Below are 660 nucleotides of genomic sequence, written 5' to 3' on the forward strand. Positions count from 1 at the left end.
CGCCGCCGGATATCAGGGCCACTGAACCGGTCTCCGGACTGCGGCCCTGCCTAGGCGGGCGGCCGCATGGGCAGTACCCGCCCGGCCGGTCAGCGGGTGCGGTGCAGATCGTAGTCGCTGTGATGCAGCAGCTTGGGGCGGCCGCCCACCCCCTCGATGATCCACACCATCCCGTGGTCGGGGACGGTGTGGTCGACCTGCCCGAAGTAATGGATGAAGCCGTTGCGCCGGGCTTCGATCCGATCGCCCGGATGCAGTTCGGACAGGTCCCGCAGCGGCGGGTTAATGCTGAACATGCTGGCCATGGTGATCCTTTCAGATCCCGTTGTTGTGGTGTCGGGCCCGGGTGGGCCGGGTTCTGATCTCACTGCTGCGGGTCCAGCAGGCCCCGTTGCCTGGCGGTGACGACCGCTTCGAGCTGGGAGTGGGCGCCGAGTTTGGCCAGGACGGACTTGGTGTAGCCGCGGCAGGTTTGGGTGGAGATGCCCAGCGTGCGGGCGTTGGTGCGCACATCGGAGCCGGCGGCCATCAGGCGCAGCACGTCCATCTCCCGGTGCGTCAAATCCGGTACCGGGGGTCCGGCGGGCTGGGCCCGGCGGGCGGTCAGGTGCGCCAGCAGCGCCGGATCGGTGATCATGTTCCCGGGTGTGGCCTGGCGCA

The 660-nt window shown here is 69.1% G+C and carries 2 protein-coding genes; both read right to left on the minus strand.

The annotated features are described in order from the left end of the window. Positions 1-89 precede the first annotated feature (89 nt). Entirely contained in the window at positions 90-305 is a 216-nt protein-coding gene (locus AC5RWU_RS24470; RefSeq protein WP_493986762.1) for a hypothetical protein, read from the minus strand. A gap of 59 nt (positions 306-364) precedes the next feature. Continuing rightward, positions 365-660, minus strand: a 296-nt coding sequence (locus AC5RWU_RS24475; RefSeq protein WP_493986763.1) for a response regulator transcription factor, incomplete at its 5' end; no start/stop codon positions are given.

The sequence above is a fragment of the Arthrobacter sp. B0427-1-12 genome (assembly GCF_059092905.1).

Coding starts and splice junctions, on each gene's coding strand:
- AC5RWU_RS24470 (WP_493986762.1), bottom strand. CDS start 305: ATGGCCAGCATGTTCAGCATTAACCCGCCGCTGCGGGACCTGTCCGAA.